This is a genomic window from Paractinoplanes deccanensis (assembly GCF_016862115.1).
Classification (GTDB): Bacteria; Actinomycetota; Actinomycetes; order Mycobacteriales; family Micromonosporaceae; genus Actinoplanes; species Actinoplanes deccanensis.
Window position 1 is genome coordinate 35,763 of the sequence record NZ_BOMI01000090.1, and the last position, 13,053, is coordinate 48,815.

The 13,053-nt window shown below is 73.2% G+C and carries 16 protein-coding genes and 1 pseudogene; 7 read left to right on the forward strand and 10 right to left on the reverse strand.

All coding sequences use genetic code 11. The features are described 5' to 3' along the window. Nucleotides 1-45 precede the first annotated feature (45 nt). Both Ade02nite_RS23465 and Ade02nite_RS23470 read right to left on the reverse strand, forming a co-directional pair. Entirely contained in the window at nucleotides 46-717 is a 672-nt protein-coding gene (locus Ade02nite_RS23465; protein ID WP_203767785.1) for a response regulator, read from the reverse strand. Continuing rightward, nucleotides 718-2,025, reverse strand: coding sequence for a sensor histidine kinase (locus tag Ade02nite_RS23470; protein ID WP_239168990.1), 1,308 nt, complete (start codon nucleotides 2,023-2,025; stop codon nucleotides 718-720). Between the two features lie 220 nt (nucleotides 2,026-2,245). On the opposite strand from Ade02nite_RS23470, the gene Ade02nite_RS23475 reads away from it, so the two are divergent. Genes Ade02nite_RS23475 through Ade02nite_RS49495 form a run of 4 tightly spaced genes read left to right on the forward strand, consistent with a single transcriptional unit; the run spans nucleotide 2,246 to nucleotide 5,063 of the window. Continuing rightward, entirely contained in the window at nucleotides 2,246-2,719 is a 474-nt protein-coding gene (locus tag Ade02nite_RS23475) for a DUF1707 SHOCT-like domain-containing protein (RefSeq protein ID WP_239168991.1), read from the forward strand. A gap of 56 nt (nucleotides 2,720-2,775) precedes the next feature. Next, nucleotides 2,776-3,606, forward strand: coding sequence for a metal-dependent hydrolase (locus Ade02nite_RS23480; protein ID WP_203767788.1), 831 nt, complete (start codon nucleotides 2,776-2,778; stop codon nucleotides 3,604-3,606). A 19-nt stretch (nucleotides 3,607-3,625) separates the two neighbouring features. Then, the gene (locus Ade02nite_RS23485; protein WP_203767791.1) at nucleotides 3,626-4,618 is read left to right on the forward strand and encodes a HEAT repeat domain-containing protein; all 993 of its coding nucleotides are present in this window, start codon (nucleotides 3,626-3,628) and stop codon (nucleotides 4,616-4,618) included. After that, nucleotides 4,554-5,063, forward strand: coding sequence for a hypothetical protein (locus Ade02nite_RS49495; protein ID WP_239168992.1), 510 nt, complete (start codon nucleotides 4,554-4,556; stop codon nucleotides 5,061-5,063). Before Ade02nite_RS23485 ends, Ade02nite_RS49495 begins: the two co-directional genes overlap by 65 nt. Here the strand turns inward: Ade02nite_RS49495 and Ade02nite_RS49500 are convergent. Both Ade02nite_RS49500 and Ade02nite_RS50755 read right to left on the reverse strand, forming a co-directional pair. Continuing rightward, nucleotides 5,029-5,220, reverse strand: a complete 192-nt coding sequence (locus Ade02nite_RS49500) for a hypothetical protein (RefSeq protein ID WP_239168993.1) — start codon at nucleotides 5,218-5,220, stop codon at nucleotides 5,029-5,031. The genes Ade02nite_RS49495 and Ade02nite_RS49500 overlap by 35 nt on opposite strands. Nucleotides 5,221-5,878: 658 nt before the next feature. After that, nucleotides 5,879-5,998, reverse strand: a pseudogene (locus Ade02nite_RS50755) (glycosyltransferase); the annotation flags it as partial. A 72-nt stretch (nucleotides 5,999-6,070) separates the two neighbouring features. Between Ade02nite_RS50755 and Ade02nite_RS50760 the strand changes: the two are divergent. Continuing rightward, nucleotides 6,071-6,835: a carbon-nitrogen hydrolase family protein gene (locus tag Ade02nite_RS50760; RefSeq protein WP_369076667.1), complete on the forward strand. Its 765-nt coding sequence runs from the start codon at nucleotides 6,071-6,073 to the stop codon at nucleotides 6,833-6,835. Further along, on the forward strand, nucleotides 6,832-6,981 hold the full coding sequence (locus Ade02nite_RS23500; RefSeq protein ID WP_203767797.1) for a hypothetical protein: 150 nt from the start codon (nucleotides 6,832-6,834) through the stop codon (nucleotides 6,979-6,981). The genes Ade02nite_RS50760 and Ade02nite_RS23500 overlap by 4 nt, the downstream gene beginning before the upstream one ends. Nucleotides 6,982-6,997: 16 nt before the next feature. On the opposite strand, the gene Ade02nite_RS23505 is transcribed toward Ade02nite_RS23500, so the two are convergent. The 5 genes from Ade02nite_RS23505 to Ade02nite_RS23525 form a co-directional block, all read right to left on the reverse strand. Continuing rightward, entirely contained in the window at nucleotides 6,998-8,227 is a 1,230-nt protein-coding gene (locus tag Ade02nite_RS23505; protein ID WP_203767800.1) for a hypothetical protein, read from the reverse strand. Nucleotides 8,228-8,244: 17 nt separating this feature from the next. After that, nucleotides 8,245-8,754 (reverse strand): SigE family RNA polymerase sigma factor, encoded by a 510-nt coding sequence (locus Ade02nite_RS23510; protein WP_203767803.1) that lies wholly within the window; start codon nucleotides 8,752-8,754, stop codon nucleotides 8,245-8,247. Nucleotides 8,755-8,829: 75 nt separating this feature from the next. Next, nucleotides 8,830-9,564, reverse strand: coding sequence for an anti-sigma factor (locus tag Ade02nite_RS23515; RefSeq protein WP_203767806.1), 735 nt, complete (start codon nucleotides 9,562-9,564; stop codon nucleotides 8,830-8,832). Then, nucleotides 9,561-10,151: an ECF RNA polymerase sigma factor SigK gene (gene sigK, locus Ade02nite_RS23520; protein WP_203767809.1), complete on the reverse strand. Its 591-nt coding sequence runs from the start codon at nucleotides 10,149-10,151 to the stop codon at nucleotides 9,561-9,563. Before sigK ends, Ade02nite_RS23515 begins: the two co-directional genes overlap by 4 nt. Before the next feature lie 60 nt (nucleotides 10,152-10,211). Then, entirely contained in the window at nucleotides 10,212-11,072 is an 861-nt protein-coding gene (locus Ade02nite_RS23525) for a LysR family transcriptional regulator (protein WP_203767812.1), read from the reverse strand. A 77-nt stretch (nucleotides 11,073-11,149) separates the two neighbouring features. Here Ade02nite_RS23525 and mgrA point away from each other — a divergent pair, with 77 nt between their 5' ends. Continuing rightward, nucleotides 11,150-12,181 carry an L-glyceraldehyde 3-phosphate reductase gene (gene mgrA, locus Ade02nite_RS23530; protein WP_203767815.1) on the forward strand — a complete coding sequence of 344 codons (1,032 nt, stop codon included), beginning with the start codon at nucleotides 11,150-11,152 and terminating at the stop codon, nucleotides 12,179-12,181. Here mgrA and Ade02nite_RS23535 read toward each other — a convergent pair. Next, nucleotides 12,178-13,044: an NAD(P)-dependent oxidoreductase gene (locus Ade02nite_RS23535; protein WP_203767818.1), complete on the reverse strand. Its 867-nt coding sequence runs from the start codon at nucleotides 13,042-13,044 to the stop codon at nucleotides 12,178-12,180. The two genes, mgrA and Ade02nite_RS23535, sit on opposite strands and share 4 nt — an antisense overlap. Between the last annotated feature and the right edge of the window lie 9 nt (nucleotides 13,045-13,053).

Consider the following 13,053-nt stretch of genomic DNA (forward strand, 5'->3'; position numbering starts at 1 on the left):
CCCTGCCGTACGAAGGAGGTGGATACCCGCCGATGCGACGTCTACTCAGGCCATCCACCCGGGGCGGATCAGACCGGCCTCGTACGCGTAGACGACCAGCTGGGCGCGGTCCCGGGCACCCAGTTTGATCATCGTGCGGCTGACGTGGGTCTTCGCGGTCGCCGGACTGATCACCAGGCGGGCGGCGATCTCGTCGTTCGACAGGCCCTCGGCCACCAGCACGAGGACCTCGCGCTCACGGTCGGTCAACTGGTCGAGCTGCGCCGGCGGGGTGGCCTGGCGCCCGCGGCCACTACCGGCGAACTCCCCGATGACCCGGCGGGTCACGCTCGGCGACAGCAGCGCGTCACCGGCCGCGACGGCCCGCACGGCCCGGATCAGCTCGACCGGCTCGGTGTCCTTGACCAGGAACCCGGAGGCGCCGGAGCGCAGCGCCTCGAAGACGTACTCGTCCAGCTCGAAGGTGGTCAGGATGACCACCCGCACCCCGGCGAGATCCGGCTCGGCGGCGATGCGGCGGGTCGCCTCGATGCCGTCGACGCCGGGCATCCGGATGTCCATCAGCACCACGTCGGGACGGGCCTGCTGGGCGAGCTTCACCGCCTCGAGGCCGTCGGCCGCCTCCCCCACGATCCGGATGTCCGGCTCGGCGTTGAGCAGCGCCCGGAAGCCGGCCCGCACCAGGACCTGGTCGTCCGCCAGCAGCACCGAGATCATTCAGCACTCCCTTCCCTCGTTGCGTCCGGAGAAGTCGTCGCGTCCGGAGGAGTCGTCGCCGGACGGCGCCGGCAGCAGCACCGACACGAGGAAGCCGCCGTCGACCGGCCCGGCCTCCAGCTTGCCGCCCAGGCTCTGGGCGCGTGCGCGCATGCCCGCGATGCCCGTGCCTCCCGCGGCCGCCGGGCCGTCGGGCTCGCCCTCGGCACGGCCGTCGTTGCGGATGCCCAGATGCAGCGCGGTCGGCAGGTAGTCGACACTCACCCGCGCCGCCGCGTCCGGCCCGGCGTGCTTGCGCACGTTCGTCAGGGCCTCCTGCACGATCCGGTACGCGGCCCGGTCCACCTCGGGCGGCAGGTCACGCGGTTCGCCGGTCACCTTGGTCTCGACGGGCAGCCCCGCGTCGGCGGTCAGATCGCCGAGGCGGCTCAGGCCGAGCGCGGGCTGGCGGGGCGCGGCCTCGTCCTCGGTGCGCAGCACGCCGAGCACCGAGCGGACCTCGCGCAGCGCCTCCGCGCTCGCCGTCTTGATCGCGGTGAGCGCCTCCCGTGCCTGCTCGGGCTGCCGTTCCATGAGGTGCAGGCCGACACCGGCCTGCACGTTGATCAGCGACAGGTGGTGGCCGAGCACGTCGTGCAGCTCGCGGGCGATGCGCAGCCGCTCCTCGGACGCCTGGCGCCGCTCCTGCTCCTCACGGGCGCGGGCGCGCTCGGCGCGGACCTTCATCACCTCGGCCATGTGCTCGGCGCGCGCCTTCGACGCCGTACCCAAGAAGATCATCAACGCCATGCCGACGGGCAGCAGCAGCGCCTCGCGCAGGCCGGGCTGGACGCCGTCGTGCAGGCCGAGCCGGTCGGCGCCGAGACCACAGATCAGCAGGTACGCGGCATAGGCGGCGCCGGCGGACAGCGCGGCCGCGGTCGGGCGCCCGCGCCGCGCGATCTGGAAGAGCGCCAGCGCGGGGGCGACCGCGTAGACCCAGCTCGGCTCGGCGACGGTGGCGAAGGCGATCGAGGCGGCCGCGGCGATCGCGAAGACCGTCACCGGATAGGCGCGGCGCCAGGCCAGCGCGACCGGCCCGACGACCAGCAGGATCCAGGCCCACGGGGTGATCGGGACGAAGACCTTGCCCTCGTCGGCGAGGCCGTTCGCGCCGAGCACGTGGAAGAGCACGCCGGCGATGACCGCGCCGATGCCGGGGTGCACGCGGTCGGGGTTGAACCGGCCGGTGCGGTTCTCCAGGCGCCACGGCGGGCCGGCGTTGGCGCCGGTCATCCAGGGCGGCTCGCGCCTTCTGCTCTGCCTCACACCGCGAACCTACGACAACGGCGGGCCCCGGGGCATCGGCGCGCGGACGGTGCGGGCCCTGCTCCGCCGGGAGTAGCGGGTGCGGTCGCCGTACTCCGCACGGCGTACGACCGAGGTGCGGAAGTAGGCCGCACGCCGCAACCAAGATGCTCCGACGGGGCGACGCCCCCGGCGGCGGAAAAGCCGACTCTGGTGACACGACGCCCACCGAGGAGGAACGGTGCAACCCAACGACACCAAACGGATGCGGACCTCCGACAAGGAACGCGAGCAGGTCGCCGAGATCGTGCGGGCCGCGATGGCCGAAGGGCGGCTGGACCTCACCGAGGGTGAGGAGCGGCTCGCCGCCGCCTACGCTGCGAAGTTCCGCGACGAGCTCGCCCCGCTGACGGCCGATCTGCCCGGCAACGGGATGTGGGCGCTCGCCGAGACGCCCGCGGTGAAGGAGGCGACACGCCGGGGGCTCCGGCGGCACTTCACCATCGTCGCGTCGGTCGCGATGATCCTCACGGGACTGTGGATCCTGTCCGGCGCGCACTTCTTCTGGCCGGCGATCCCGCTCGCCTTCCTGGTCATGGGGCTCATCCGGCACGCGCGATGGGGCCGCTACGGGTACGCCCAGCGGGTCGCGCCGTGGAACGCGCCCGGCTACGGGAGCCACCCCCGATTCCACAGTGGACATCGGGGTTGTTGATCATCCCTCCCCGCTCTGCCAGAGTGATCCGGCTCTGTGGGGAGGGACAACACACCATGATGGGTCCGTCGCACGCCCTGTCGGGCGCGGCCGCCTGGCTCGCCGGCAGCTGGGCGCTCGACCAGTTCGCCGGGTACGAGCAGTCACCGCTGGCGGTGACCGTCGGCACGCTCGTCTGCGCGGGCGGCGCCCTGCTGCCCGACCTCGACCTGTCCGGCAAGGTCACCCGCAACCAGGGCGGCGCGACCGTCGCCCGCACGTTCGGCGTCTTCTCGCTGTTCGCGGCCGAGGTCATCGAGAAGGTGTCGCTCGGCATCTACACGGCGACCCGGCTCAGCAAGGACCCGCGCCGCAACAACGGGCACCGCACCTTCACGCACACGCTGCCGTTCGCGGCGCTGGTCGGCTGGGGCACCACGGCGCTCTGCGCCCACTACGGCAAATGGGCCGTGGTGGGCATCGTGTTCTTCATGGCCGGCCTGGCGCTGCGCGGCCTGTTCGACGAGTGGGCCGAGCGCGCCGGCTGGGTCATCGTGACGCTCTGCTCCGCGGCGATCGCCTGGTTCACCGCGGCGAACCTGCCCGGCGACCGCGGCTACCCGATGCTCGGCTTCGCCGTCGGGGTGGGCTGCGTCGTCCACTTACTGGGCGACATCATCACCTCGGCCGGCGTGCCGATCCTGTGGCCGATCCCGACCGGGCGCCGGCTCTGGCGGATGGTCGGCGTGCCGAACGGCATAGCCGTCAAGGTGGGCGGCAAGGTCGAGACGGTCGTGCTGCGCACGGCCTTCGTGGTGATCTCGCTGCTCGCGATCGCGGGCATCTTCGCCCCGACGCTGCTGCACCAGCTCGAGTTGGACGCCTGGGCGGACCGCGCGAGCCGCTAGGGACCATGAGGGTCGGCGGATGCTCGACGGTCTCGACGCCGTCGCCTGGGGCGAGCTGTCCCACGCGTACGGCACAGCGCTGGACACGCCCGGCCTGCTGCGCCGGGCGATCCATGACCAGGAGGCGATCTCCGAGCTGCACGGCAGCGTCTTCCACCAGGGAAGCGTCTATTCGGCGACGGTCGCGGCGGTGCCGTTCCTCGCCGAGCTCGCCGCCGGGGAGTCGAGCGACCGGCCGGGGCTGCTGTGGCGCCGGTGGGCGGTCGAGGAGGAACCCGCCGTGCGGGCGGCGCTGGCGCTCGCGCTGGGCGAGACCGATCCGGCCGGTGCTCGCGCCGTGCTGGCGGGGGCCGCGGTCGACGGCGAGCCGAACGTCCGGGCGGCCGCCGCGGTGGCCCTGCTGCGCGCGGGTCTCGCCTGGCCGGACGGCACCGTCCCCGCCCTGGTGTCGGCGATCGACGAGGACGCCGAGATCACCTGGGCCTGGTCGCGCGGGGCGGAGTGGTACGAGGAAATCGTGGTCGCCCCGCCCGCCCCGGTGGCGGTCGCGGTCGCCGAACGAATGCTGCGCTCCGATCAGCCGGAGACCCGCAAGGCCGGGCTCTGGGCCGCCGGGGCGCGCTGCACCGCCCTGCGCTCGGCGCCGCCGGTGTTCGTGCCGCTGGTGGCGCCGGCGCTCGACGATCCGGACCCGGAGGTGCGAGACGACGCGCTGGACCTGCTGCGCCGGAGCGGCGCGGCGGTGCGGCAGTTCGCCGGCGTGTTGGCGCAGGTCGCGACCCGGTTCCCGGAGACGGCCGGAGAAGTCGCTTTCACGGCCGAACACCGCACGGTCGAGACGCTGATGCGGCTCGGTGACCCGCGCTGGGTCGCGCCGTTGCGCTCCGCGTGGGAACGGGGCCACCGCTCCCGGCTCATGGGCGGTGCGGCCTCGCTTCACGCCGGAGGTGCGCGACGCCGTACGAGTCGAGCTGCGCGCCGATCCGGCAACCGCCGAGGTGCTCGCGAGTGACGACGAGGTGGTGCTGGACGCCCTGCGCACCCTCCTGGCGGCGAAGTGGGTGCCGGAGCCGGCCGACCAGGTCATCGCCGGGCTCGGCGACGCGCTGTCCCCGCTGCTGCCCGCCGCGGCCCCGTTCCTGACCGGCAGCGCGGCCGAGACCTATCCGCAGCGCGACAAGCAGATCCTGGCCGCCCGGATCACCGCGGCCGTCCAAGGCCCGGAAAGGGTGCTGCCGACCGTCCAAGCCATCCTCGCCGGTGGTCACACACCGGCTCGCCACGCCGCCGCCCTCATCGCCTCGCTGGGCGCGATCGAGACGATCCCCGCACTCGAAGCCCTGCTCGCCCAGGACGACCGCTTCCCCATCGCCGGCGGCGTCGACGACGTCGTGTGGGCCGACGAGCTGTTCCAGGAGCACATCAGGGACGCCCTGCGCCACCTGCGAGCCGGGTGACGAGGGAAAGCACAGCGCCGGGACCGTCCTCGGCGCGCAGCCGGTGGGCGAGGACGGCGGCGCGCTCCCGACAGGCGGGCTCGTCGAGGCAGGCGCGCAGGGCCGCGGCCAGCGCCCCGGCGGTCAGCTCGGCCATCGGCAGCGGGCGCGGCGCCACGCACCCCGGCGAGCTTGACGGCGGCCGCGACGACCTCCGGGAGCCGCTCCCTGTGCGCGGTCATGCTGCCGAACCCGACGAACACCGGCGGTGGCCCGGACCGCAGAAAATCGGCCAGACGATCCGGCGGCCGCCACTCCGGCGGCCGGGCCGGCCACCAGTAGCCGGTCACGTGCGTGCTCGCGGGCCAGTCGGCGGGCCGCGGGACGACCGCCGAGCTGAAGCCGTGACAGACCGGCCAGTCGCCGTCCGGATCGGGAACGGGCAGGCCGAGCCGCCGCAGCACGCCGCCGTAGAGCGACCCCGCACGCGCAAGCATCTGCCGGGCTGCGGCCAGGTTCTCGTCGGGCGCTCCGGCGGGCAGGCCGGGCAGCGGAAACTCACGGGTGGGCACCCCCGGCGCCAGGTACACGCCCATGCTCGGCACGCCGAAGCTGTCGGCGACGGCCCGGCTCAGCGGCGCCGGCCCGAAAGCGGTGAGCACGAGATCCGCACCGGCGCCCACGGCAGCCGCCACCCCGTCGCCCAGCTGATCGAGGAAGTCGCCGAAGACGGCCCGCGCCGCCTCGGGGGACGGCGCGGCGGTCCGCGCACGGGTGAGCTCGACCGGGTCTCCGGGAAGCACCCGGTGCTCCAGGCCGCTGTCCCGTACGAGATCGGCGAACCGCTCGTGCGCCGCCAGCGCCACCTGATGTCCCGCCTCCCGGAGCCGCTGCCCGAGCCCCGTGAACGGCGCGACATCCCCACGCGAGCCCGCCGTCACGACCAGGATTCGCACGCCGCTCCCCCGATCACGCTTGCGCCCGTCCTCCAGGATCGCACCGTGCGGATGTCTGTGGTGATCGCTCAAATGCCCGTCGTGTGGGACGTGGAGGCCAATCTCGGCACGGTCCGGAACGTGGTCGGCGAGGCTCGTCCCGGCGACGTGGTGGTCCTGCCGGAGGGGATGCTGTCCGGCTACGGCGAGGACCTCACGCCCCTGGACGATCTGGATCCGGCCCTGCTCGGCCGAGCCGTGGAGCGGGTCGCGGAGCTGGCCGTTCAGCGGCGGGTGCACATCTTCGCCGGGTCGCTGCTGCCCTGCGGCGACGGGTGGTGCAACGCGGGTCTGTTCTTCTCCGCCGAGGGCGGCCACGCCGTCTACCGCAAAATCAATCTCGCGATGAACGAGCGTGGCCGGCTCCGGGCCGGCGACGGCCTGCCCACGTTCTCCGTGCCGCTTCCCGAGGGCCACGTCACCGTGGGTGTGCAGTTGTGCCGCGAGATCCGCTTCCCGGAGCAGTGGCAGCACCTGGCCTCGGCGGACGCTCGCCTGTTCGTCTATCTCACCAACGCCGCGAACGTCCGGGAGCCCGGCGGCGTGTGGCGCAGTCACCTGATCAGCCGGGCGGCGGAGAACCAGCGCTTCCTGGTCTCCGCCAATCTCGCGCACCCGGACCAGCACTGCCCGAGCATGGTGGTGTCGCCGCGCGGGGAGGTGCTCGGTGAGCTGCCGATGGGGCCGGCCGGGGTCCTGCGGCGCGACGTCGACCTGGCCGAGGCCGGTGACTGGTATCTCGGGCAGCGCCGCCAGGATGTTGTCTCCCTGACATACCGGGGTAATCCCGGATCATGACGACTCAGCCGCAGGACCCAGACGTGCCGGACGACGAGCGGGCCGACGAGCAGGACGCGCCGGTGATCCCGGGCGGGGAGGACGTGCGGGTCGGGCCGGAGCAGTCCGACGAGCCGCAGGCCGGGGCCGCGGAGCCGACGGACTGACCGGCCCGGCCGTACCTCAGCGGCAGGTCCAGCGGAGGGGACGGTTCGCGACGCCCTCGGTGTCGTCGGTGTCGGTGGTGTAGCCGGCAGCCGTCTTGCCGTCGGCGCTCAGGGCCGTCACCTGGTACTCCTTCATGGTCGCGTAGCGGGGAAGCTGGACGACCTTCTTCCCGGCCAGGAGGACGGGCTCGTAGCGGCCGGTCGTGCCGAGGATCCATCCGTTCTCGGCGCCGATGGCGGGCGGGCCGAGAGGGGTGGCCAGCTTCTCGTACTTGTTGGTGGCGATGTTGTAGCGGTACGAGGTGAACCGGCGGGAGCCGTCCTCCTGCAGGTCGAGGACCGCGCGGCCGTAGACCCAGCCGTTGCTGAGCGAGTCGGGCCAGAACAGGGTGGCCCTCTTGCCCTCGACCGTGGGCATCGGCATGAGCCGGGTGGCACCCCCGGGCAGCCAGAGGTATCCGGTGCCCTCGGTCGCCTTCTTCTCGACGGTGCCGACGATGGTGCCGTCCTCGCCGATCGCCTCGGCGGCCCCGGCGGTGTAGCCGGCGGGCAGCGGCAGCTCGACCGGGGCCGCCGAGGCCGACGGCCACATGGCCGGAACTCCCTCGTACGGCTTGCCGAGCGCGCCGGCGATGACGCCCGCGTCGTTGATGGCGGCGGCCGAAGCCTCGCCACCGTGGAGGCGGGTCACCGACTTGCCCGGTGAGACGTACGCGTACTGCACCTCGCCGCTGTAGCTGCTGCCGACGGCGACACCGGAGGAGTTGATGTCCTCCCACGAGGCGTCGGCTCCGGGCATCGGCGGCCGGGGCTGCAGGACGCCGTCCTTCCAGAGGACCGTGTGCACCCCCGACGGCGGGTAGACGCGCCCGGCCAGATAACGGCCGCTCGGGTCGCCCGAGGTGACCAGCGCCTTCCTGATGTCGCCGGACGGCAGCAGCGTCACCGTGCAGTCCTTGGGCACGGGCACGGCGGCTGCCGGTGCGGGGGCCGCGGCGACGGTGGAGGCGGTGGGCGACGGCGCCGGTGTGGGCGGCGCGGGCTCGCGGAGGGCGGCCACGGCGACCGTTCCGCCGCCGGCCGCGACCGCGGTCACCGCGGCCAGGGCGACGCCGCCCGACCAGCGGCGCGCGCGGCGGCGGCGACGGCCCTCGGCCATGGTGCGCGGGATGTCGATCGTCGACGGGGACGGCGGCTCGTCCGGCATGGTGCGCAGGAGCTGGACCGCGCGGTCTTCCTCGCTCATGTCTCTCTCTTCGTATGTCATAGCCGGTCCTGAGTAAGAGGAAAGGTGGTGTCGAAGACAGCGCGGAGCTTGTCCAGCGCGTTCGCGCACTGGCTCTTGACGGTCCCCTCGGAGCAGCCGAGCCGCTGGGCCACCTCCTTGACCGGCAGGTCGCACAGGTAGCGCAGCACCACCACGGCCCGCTGGCGCGGGGGCAGCCCCATCAGCGCCGACCGGACCATCGAGCGGTCGTCCGGTGAGGGCGGCGGCGGGGCGGAGCGTTCCGGCAGCCAGTCGAGCAGTGCGACCTTCCACCAGCCGCGCCGCCGCTCGTCGAGGAAGACCCGCACGAGCATGGTGTTCACGTACGCGTCGATGTTCTCCACGTGGCTGATGCCGGGCCACCGGGTGTAGAGCTTGGTGAGCGTCTCCTGCACGATGTCGTCCGCCTGGTGCGCGTCCCCGCAGAGCAGGTAGGCCGTGCGCCGCAGCGCTCGCACCTGACCGTGCACGAAGGCCAGGTATTCGCTGTCCGTTCTCTTCGGCATCCCCGCTCCCTGTCGCTGTCCTGCGTACTCGACGGCGGATCGACGCCGATCGGTTGGGCCGGGAGGGAAGAATTTCTAGAGCGAAACCAGCGCGTCGAGCGGCTGCGTGGGTTTCGCGGAGCCGGGCACGGGCTCGATCGTGACGCCCACGCCGGACGACGCGGGCAGGCCCGGCACGATCCGCACGGTGGCCGCCTGGCCCTCGGCGAGCGCACCGGCCGAGGTGGGGCTGTCGCCGCGCAGGGTCCAGAGCTGATAGACCCGGCCGTCGGCGGGGGCGCTGTCGGCGGCGAGCATGATGACCCCGGCGTCGGTGAGCCGGGACGACGCCACGGTCACCCGGCCGCCGCTGGTCAGGGGTTGCTCGCGCACCTCCAGGTCGGGTGCGGACAGGACGGCCCGGATGCGCTCCTCGGCGGCGCGGGCGGCCTCGGCGACGGCGCGCTCGTCCCGTACCCGCTGGTCCTGAACGGCGTAGACGGCCGCACCGGCGCCCACCGCCGCGACCACGACGGCGGCCGCCGCCACCAGGCGAAGCCGGCGCGGGGAACGAGCCGGGGCGGGCGACGGGGCGGGCGAGGGCGTGAGCTGACGGGTGTTCGTGATCTCGGTCAGCACCGTGTCGCGCAGGGCGGGCGGCGGCACCGACCACAGGTCGTCGGCCAGGCGTACGGCGGCCTCCCGCAGCTCGGCGACCTCGGCGCGGCAGTCGTCGCAGGAGCGCAGGTGCCGCTCGAAGGCGGCCCGTTCCAGGTCGTCGACCGCGTCCAGGACGTACGGCCCGACCAGCGAGTGCACGTTGTCGGTCATGCCGTCACCCCCGCCGACAGGCAGTCCCGCAGCCGGGCCAGCCCGTCGCGCATCCGCGACTTGATCGTCGGCAGCGGCGTGCCCAGGATCTCGGCCACCTGGGGATAGGTGTTGCCCTGGAAGTAGGCGAGCGTGACCGCCTGGCGCTGGAGGTCGGTGAGCTGGTGCAGGCAGTGCCGCACCTGCTTGCGTTCGAGGCGCACGGCCACCTCGTCGGCGACCGAGTCGTACGGGGTGTCGACCGCCGCGATGCCGATCCGCACCGTCCGGTCGGCCGCCGCCTGCTCGGAGCGGGCCCGGTCGACGGCGCGCCGGTGGGCGATCGTGAACATCCAGGCGGTCGGCGAGCCGCGGCCCGGATCGTACTGCGGCGCCCGCCGCCAGATCTCGACCAGCACCTCCTGGGTGACCTCCTCGGCCTGCGACGAGTCGCGCAGCACCCGCCGCACGAGCCCGTGGATGCGGGGCGCCACCAGGTCGTAGAGCCGCGCGAACGCCTTCTCGTCGCCTCGTGCCACCTGCCCCAGCAGGGCGCCGGCGTCCGGCGCCGGGCTCGGCACCGGCGTCAGCGGCGCGCGCTCGTCCATGCTCCCGTCCCCCTTCACGGGGATGATTCGTCGGCGGCGCCACCCGCGGATGGGTCGAAGTCAAAGAATCATGCGCAACAGCTCCGCGGCGGCCGGCCCGGGCGGCGCCGAGGCGGGCAGGGCCACCGAGACCTGCCATGTCGCACCGGAGGGAAGCCGGGCCACGTGCAGACCCGACGCATGCGGCTTACGGGTCACCGGCGCCGGCACGACGGCGATCCCCAGTCCTTGGCGGACGAAGTCTAGCAACGTATGGACGTCGTTCACTTCGACAGAGACGCGCCGCTCGGCGCCGTGTCGCGCGAAGAGCTGGTCGTTGACCTTGCGGGCGCCCCAGTCGGTGCTGAAGTCGACGAAGTCCTCCCGGGCCAGCGCGACGGGGTCGAGCCCGGCGGGGAGGTGGTCCGGGTGGCAGAGCAGCATCATCTCCTCGGTGGCCAGCGCCTCCAGCCGTACGCCGTCGGGCGCGGGACCGGGCAGCGCGACGAAGCCGACCGTGAGCCGCCCCGAGCGGATCTGCTCGATGATGTGGCCCGACCCCGCGTACCGCAGGCTGATCTCGACGCCCGGATGGGCGCGGCGGAAGGACGCCAGCAGCGGCGGCAGGTCGATCACGCCGAGGCACTGCTCGGTGCCGACCGAGAGGCTGCCGCGCACCAGGCCGCGCACGGCGGCGACCGCTTCCCGGGCCGCGGCGGCGCTGGCCAGCGTACGATTCGCCTCGGTGAGCAGAGCACGGCCGGCGTCGGTCAGCTCGACCCGCCGGGTGTGCCGCACGAAGAGCTCGGCGTCGAGCTCGCGCTCCAGCGAGCGGATCGAGGCCGACAGCCCCGACTGCGCCACCCGCATGCGCTCGGCGGCGCGGGTGAAGTGGCGCTCCTCGGCGACCGCGACGAAGTACTCCAGGTGCCGCAACTCCATGATTCAGCAGTCTAGGTGCTGAATCCGAGCGCTTTCTTCTGTTGGACCTCGGGCCGGAGAAGCAAGAAGGTAGGGACATGCCAACCAGCTACACCGCCGAAGCCAGCCGCTACGACACCATGGAGTACCGCCGGACCGGGCGTTCCGGGCTCAAGCTGCCCGCCGTCTCGCTCGGGCTGTGGCACAACTTCGGCGACGACAAGCCGCTCGAGACCCAGCGGGCCATCCTGCGCCGGGCGTTCGACCTGGGCATCACCCACTTCGACCTGGCGAACAACTACGGGCCGCCGTACGGCTCCGCCGAGATCAACTTTGGCCGGCTGTTGGCGGAGGACTTCCGGCCGTACCGCGACGAGCTGGTCATCTCGACCAAGGCGGGCTACGACATGTGGCCCGGGCCGTACGGGGAGTGGGGCTCGCGCAAGTACGTGACCGCGTCGCTCGACCAGTCGCTCAAGCGGATGGGCCTGGAGTACGTCGACATCTTCTACTCGCACCGCTTCGACCCGGAGACGCCGCTCGAGGAGACGATGGGCGCGCTCGACGCCGCGGTCCGCGCGGGCAAGGCGCAGTACGTCGGCATCTCGTCCTACTCGCCGGAGAAGACCGCCGAGGCGGCCGCCATCCTGCGTGACCTGGGCACGCCGCTGCTGATCCACCAGCCGTCGTACTCGATGCTGAACCGCTGGATCGAGGGCGGCCTGCTCGACACGTTGCAGGAGGCCGGCGCCGGCTGCATCGCCTTCTCGCCGCTGGCGCAGGGCATGCTCACCGACCGCTACCTGAACGGGGTCCCCGAGGGCTCGCGGGCCACCGAGCACAAGTCGCTCTCGACCGACCTGCTCTCCGACGAGAACCTCGGCAAGATCCGCGCGCTGAACGAGATCGCCCGGCGCCGCGGGCAGAGCCTCGCCCAGATGGCGATCGCCTGGTCGCTGCGGGACCCGCGGATGACCTCGGTGGTGCTCGGCGCGAGCAGCGTGGCCCAGCTCGAGGCGAACGTCGCGGCGCTCGGCACCACGACGTTCACCCCGGACGAGCTGGCCGAGATCGACAAGTACGCCACCGAGTCGGGCATCAACCTCTGGGCCCGCAGCAGCGAGGTCTAGGAGAAGGACGCGTGGTAGGACGCGGCCATGTCCGCGTCCCCATGTCCCTGCTCCTCGGCACGGCGGAAGCGCTCCGCGCCGGCCTCGGCGAGATCGAGCCGCACGCCGTGCCGGCGGCCCGCCTCGACGATGAGCCGGGCGTCCTTGCCGGCCGTGCTCACCGCGAAGCTGGCCGGGCTCAGCTTGCCGTCGCGGACCAGGCCGGTCTTGGCGCGCAGGTAGCCGTTGTCGAGCGGGCCGCCCTGGATCAGCTCGAGGAACTTGGCGAAGTCGACGTGCAGCGCCTCGGACAGGGCCAGCACCTCGCCGCCGGCGTGGGTGAGCGCGAGCACCCAGCTGTTGGCGACCAGCTTGAGCCGGGTGGCCTCGCCGGGGTGGTCGAGCCAGACGGTCTTGGCACCGACCGCGTCGAAGATCGGCGCGACCTCGTCCCGCTCGCCGGCGGGGCCGGCGGCCAGCACGGTCAGCTGTCCCGCCTCGGCCGGCTGCCGGGTGCCGAGCACGGGCGCGTCGTAGTAGACCAGGCCGTGCTGCTGGGCGAAGCCGCCGAACTCGTCGACGTCGTCGAGGCTCACCGTGGTCGACTGCACCCAGATCTGGCCCTCGCTGAGCGCCGGTCGGGCCTCGCGCATCACCTCGCGCACGGCCGCGCCGTCGAAGAGCATGGTCAGCACCACGTCGGCGCCGCGCACCGCCTCGTCGACCGTGGGCACGACCCGGGCGCCGTCGGCGGCGAGCGGCCGCGCCCTCTCGGGGGTGCGGTTCCAGACTCGGACGGTGTGGCCGGCCTTGACCAGATTGCGGGCCATGGCGGCGCCCATGATGCCGGTGCCGAGGACGCTGACGGTGCGGGTCTGTGTCATGCGCATCAT

Coding starts and splice junctions, on each gene's coding strand:
- Ade02nite_RS23485 (WP_203767791.1), top strand. CDS start 3,626: ATGCTCGACGGTCTCGACGCCGTCGCCTGGGGCGAGCTGTCCCACGCG.
- Ade02nite_RS23510 (WP_203767803.1), bottom strand. CDS start 8,754: ATGCCGAAGAGAACGGACAGCGAATACCTGGCCTTCGTGCACGGTCAG.
- Ade02nite_RS23480 (WP_203767788.1), top strand. CDS start 2,776: ATGATGGGTCCGTCGCACGCCCTGTCGGGCGCGGCCGCCTGGCTCGCC.
- Ade02nite_RS23525 (WP_203767812.1), bottom strand. CDS start 11,072: ATGGAGTTGCGGCACCTGGAGTACTTCGTCGCGGTCGCCGAGGAGCGC.
- sigK (WP_203767809.1), bottom strand. CDS start 10,151: ATGGACGAGCGCGCGCCGCTGACGCCGGTGCCGAGCCCGGCGCCGGAC.
- Ade02nite_RS23465 (WP_203767785.1), bottom strand. CDS start 717: ATGATCTCGGTGCTGCTGGCGGACGACCAGGTCCTGGTGCGGGCCGGC.
- Ade02nite_RS50760 (WP_369076667.1), top strand. CDS start 6,071: ATGCCCGTCGTGTGGGACGTGGAGGCCAATCTCGGCACGGTCCGGAAC.
- Ade02nite_RS23535 (WP_203767818.1), bottom strand. CDS start 13,044: ATGACACAGACCCGCACCGTCAGCGTCCTCGGCACCGGCATCATGGGC.
- mgrA (WP_203767815.1), top strand. CDS start 11,150: ATGCCAACCAGCTACACCGCCGAAGCCAGCCGCTACGACACCATGGAG.
- Ade02nite_RS23515 (WP_203767806.1), bottom strand. CDS start 9,564: ATGACCGACAACGTGCACTCGCTGGTCGGGCCGTACGTCCTGGACGCG.
- Ade02nite_RS23505 (WP_203767800.1), bottom strand. CDS start 8,227: ATGAGCGAGGAAGACCGCGCGGTCCAGCTCCTGCGCACCATGCCGGAC.
- Ade02nite_RS23500 (WP_203767797.1), top strand. CDS start 6,832: ATGACGACTCAGCCGCAGGACCCAGACGTGCCGGACGACGAGCGGGCC.